The following is a 3,177-nucleotide window of genomic DNA, read 5'->3' as shown; positions in this document are numbered from 1 at the left end:
CGAGCAAGCTCGCTCCTACAAGTGCCGTGGAGACGGACGAATATGAGCGACTTCAACACCCTCGAACTGCTGACCGACCCCCGTGGTTTTGCCACGCTGTGGCTCAGCCGTGAAGAAAAGAACAACGCCTTCAACGCTGAAATGATCCGCGAACTGATCCTCGCCCTCGACAAAGTCGCGAGCGATGCCAGCCTGCGATTTCTGATCGTGCGCGGTCGCGGCAAGCATTTCAGCGCCGGCGCCGACCTGGCCTGGATGCAGCAATCGGCCGAGCTCGATTACGCCACCAACCTCGATGACGCCCGGGAACTGGCGGAGTTGATGTACAACCTGGCCAAACTGAAAGTCCCGACCCTGGCAGTGGTACAGGGCGCGGCCTTCGGTGGCGCGCTGGGCCTGATCAGTTGCTGCGACATGGCCATCGGTACCGATGACGCGCAGTTCTGCCTGTCGGAAGTGCGCATCGGCCTGGCGCCGGCGGTGATCAGCCCGTTCGTGGTGCAAGCCATCGGCGAGCGCGCGACCCGTCGTTATGCCTTGACCGCCGAGCGTTTCGGCGGGCAACGGGCACGGGAGATTGGTTTGTTATCCGAGAGCTACGCAAGCGCCGAGCTGGAACAGAAAGTCGAGCAGTGGATCGACAATCTGCTGCTCAACAGTCCGGCCGCGATGCGCGCCAGCAAGGATCTGTTGCGCGAAGTYGGCGACGGCTCATTGAACCCGGCATTGCGCCGCTACACCGAAAACGCCATCGCCCGCATTCKTGTCAGCCCCGAAGGCCAGGAAGGCTTGCGTGCCTTCCTGCAAAAGCGTCCGCCGAGCTGGCAGGCCGAATCCACCAAGGAGCCCCGCTGATGAGCGCACCTGTCCTCACCACCCTGCTGGTGGCCAACCGTGGCGAAATCGCTTGCCGGGTGATGCGCACCGCCAAGGCGCTGGGCCTGACCACCGTGGCCGTGCACAGCGCCACCGACCGTGACGCCCGACACAGCCGCGAAGCCGACATTCGCGTCGACCTGGGTGGCAGCAAAGCCGCCGACAGCTATCTGCAGATCGACAAACTGATCGCCGCCGCCAAGGCCAGCGGCGCCCAGGCGATTCACCCCGGCTACGGCTTCTTGTCGGAGAACGCCGGGTTCGCCCGCGCCATCGAAAACGCCGGTCTGATTTTCCTCGGCCCGCCCGCCTCGGCCATCGACGCCATGGGCAGCAAGTCCGCGGCCAAAGCCTTGATGGAAACCGCTGGCGTGCCGCTGGTGCCCGGTTATCACGGCGAAGCCCAGGACCTGGAAACCTTCCGCACCGCCTGCGAACGCATCGGCTACCCGGTGCTGCTCAAGGCCACCGCGGGTGGCGGCGGCAAAGGCATGAAAGTGGTCGAGGACGTCAGCCAACTGGCCGAAGCCCTGGCCTCGGCCCAGCGCGAAGCGCAATCGTCGTTCGGCGACTCGCGGATGCTGGTGGAGAAGTACCTGCTCAAGCCACGTCACGTGGAAATCCAGGTGTTCGCCGACCAGCACGGCAACTGCCTGTACCTCAACGAACGCGACTGCTCGATTCAGCGCCGTCACCAGAAAGTCGTCGAAGAAGCGCCAGCACCTGGCCTGAGCCCGGAGCTGCGACGCGCCATGGGCGAAGCCGCTGTGCGTTCAGCGCAGGCCATCGGTTATGTCGGTGCCGGCACCGTTGAGTTTTTGCTGGATGCGCGGGGCGAGTTCTTCTTCATGGAGATGAACACCCGCCTGCAAGTGGAACACCCTGTCACCGAAGCCATCACCGGCCTCGACCTGGTGGCCTGGCAGATTCGCGTGGCTCGTGGCGAAGCGTTGCCGATGACGCAAGACCAGGTGCCGCTGATGGGGCACGCGATCGAGGTGCGGCTATATGCCGAAGACCCGGGCAATGATTTCCTGCCGGCAACCGGTCGCCTGGAGCTGTATCGCGAATCCGCCCAGGGACCGGGGCGTCGAGTGGACAGCGGTGTTGAAGAAGGCGATGAAGTTTCGCCTTTCTACGACCCGATGCTCGGCAAGCTGATTGCCTGGGGCGAGGACCGTGAACAGGCGCGTTTACGCCTGCTGAGCATGCTCGACGAATTCGCCATCGGCGGGCTGAAGACCAACATCAATTTCCTGCGGCGCATCATCGGTCACCCGGCATTTGCCGCTGCCGAACTGGATACCGGCTTCATTCCGCGCTATCAGGAGCAGTTGCTGCCGACGCCTGCGCAACTCAGCGATGATTTCTGGCAGGCCGCCGCCCAGGCGTTTGCCCAGAGCCAACCGCCTGCAACCCGCGCCGATGATCCGAGTTCGCCATGGGCGGCGCGTAATGGCCTGCGTGCCGGTTTGCCGAGAGCAATCACCCTGCACCTGAGTTGTGAAGGCCAGGACCGGGCGCTGACGCTGGGCGACATCAATGCCCACAGCGCTCGGCTCAAGGGTGAGCAGCTGCTGACCGAGCAGGCTGGTGTGCGCCGTCAACACCGCGCAATACGCCGTGGCGAACAGGTGTATTTGCAATGGGATGGCGAGTTGCGCCGCATCGAGGCTTACGACCCGATCAGCGCCGTCGAGGCCAGCCACAGCCATCACGGCGGGCTGACCGCACCGATGAACGGCAGCATCGTCCGTGTGTTGGTGGAGGCCGGGCAATCGGTCGAAGCCGGGGCGCAATTGGTGGTACTGGAAGCGATGAAAATGGAGCACAGCATCCGCGCGCCCCACGCCGGGGTGATCAAGGCGCTGTATTGCCAGGAAGGCGAGATGGTCAGCGAAGGCAGTGCACTGGTCGAACTGGAAGACGCGTGAAATGAAGATCGGTCCTACGCATCACGAGGACCGATCCGATCAGAACCTGGCTGTTGCCTGAACCACTACACCGATGATTCGACATTCGTCGGTGTACAAKGCTTTCGGATACGTCGGATTGAGCGGGACCAGATAACGCTGCCCGCCCTCTTCGATGAGCTTGCGGAACGTGGCTTCGGTGCTGTCCGGCCACTGGGCAATGACCAGTTTGCCGGGCACCGCTTCCACCGCCGGGTCCACCAGGATCAGCATGCCTTGCGCAATACTGATACCAGTGGGCGCGGTCATCGCATCACCTGACACTCTCAACCACAATGCCGGTCCCTGCGCGTGATAATCGGACAACTCAAAGTGCCCTTTCCCATAC

3 protein-coding genes are annotated in these 3,177 nt (G+C 63.3%); 2 read left to right on the top strand and 1 reads right to left on the bottom strand.

What is annotated here, in order from left to right; all coding sequences use genetic code 11:
• Positions 1 to 42: 42 nt before the first annotated feature.
• Positions 43 to 855, top strand: coding sequence for a gamma-carboxygeranoyl-CoA hydratase (locus tag ACXRVY_RS21665; RefSeq protein WP_458238203.1), 813 nt, complete (start codon positions 43 to 45; stop codon positions 853 to 855).
• Positions 855 to 2,810, top strand: coding sequence for an acetyl/propionyl/methylcrotonyl-CoA carboxylase subunit alpha (locus ACXRVY_RS21660; RefSeq protein WP_223461499.1), 1,956 nt, complete (start codon positions 855 to 857; stop codon positions 2,808 to 2,810). Before ACXRVY_RS21665 ends, ACXRVY_RS21660 begins: the two co-directional genes overlap by 1 nt.
• Positions 2,811 to 2,849: 39 nt before the next feature.
• Here the strand turns inward: ACXRVY_RS21660 and ACXRVY_RS21655 are convergent.
• A partial coding sequence (locus ACXRVY_RS21655) for a LexA family protein (protein WP_458238202.1) occupies positions 2,850 to 3,177 on the bottom strand: 328 nt, incomplete at its 5' end.

This window comes from Pseudomonas sp. P5_A2_2 (assembly GCF_054177685.1).
This window is presented reverse-complemented; position numbering and strand designations above follow the sequence as displayed.